The 880-nt window shown below is 61.0% G+C and carries 1 pseudogene; it reads right to left on the bottom strand.

Going from position 1 to position 880, the window contains the following annotated elements:
* Positions 1-205: pseudogene (locus AC1D00_RS43225) on the bottom strand (hypothetical protein); the annotation flags it as partial.
* Positions 206-880: the final 675 nt, after the last annotated feature.

The following is an 880-nucleotide window of genomic DNA, read 5'->3' as shown; positions in this document are numbered from 1 at the left end:
AAACCGTGCTGAGCTGCTCCTGCGCAGTGGTCTCATCGCGCATGCAGTCGGCAAAGCTCTGAGGCAGGGCAAGCCCCATAGCCTTGTCGTCAGCCGCGGTGGCTTTGCACATTACCTCCACCTTTAGTTCGGGAACGCGATCGGAGACGGGCATCACAAGCAATTGGCTTCCGAGGAGCGCTGCAGATATTGCGGCTATTGTCATCTCGACCTCCTTCAAGCGCTACGAATTGAGTACCCGCGTCAGAACTGGCCTGGTTGAGCCGGAGGACCAGGCCAATCGGACCGCAAATTATTCCTGTTGTTGCGATCAAACAGGTCTTGCCTGCAGACAAAGCCGCCCCGGCAACTATCCACCAGAGGTCCGGCTTGGCGAACGTCGGCGGCGGTCATAATTTTTGGGCGCGACGTCTTGGCAAAGGCGGCCGTTGCCAAGGCCACCTCGAGGGCGCAAAGGACGGCAGCTAAGCACATCTTCCTCATGAGATGGGCCTCCTCCGATCGCCGACGACACCAGGCGATTGTCCGGCTGGCTCCCTGCTCAGTCGCCATAGCAACCAGCGTTCGCCCGGTGAACGTCACGTGCAGCRAGCCACGACGTTGCGGAAGCTTCGTTGATCCAGATCAAGCTGGCGCCGGCGCTTCTCCATCACGCACATCCTCGCATCGCGATGGCCCGAAGGCGCCAGACGATCGCGCCCCGCCTGCTGCTAGTTTGAGCGGGAACGGCTGTTTCGTGGACCCGAGGGTCGCTCGAGCGAGCGGCTCACGTCGCTCATTGCCGGGAATTCTCCGACCAGGAGCCTTGCGAAATAGACTCTCAACAAGTGGTCGAAGGTCAACTCTGCTTCGCTGCCGTCGCGGCCCTCAAGGCTGGCGT

The organism is Bradyrhizobium sp. P2_E8 (assembly GCF_056403875.1).
Note: the sequence above shows the minus strand (reverse complement) of the source record. Positions and strands in the feature narration are given on the sequence as shown.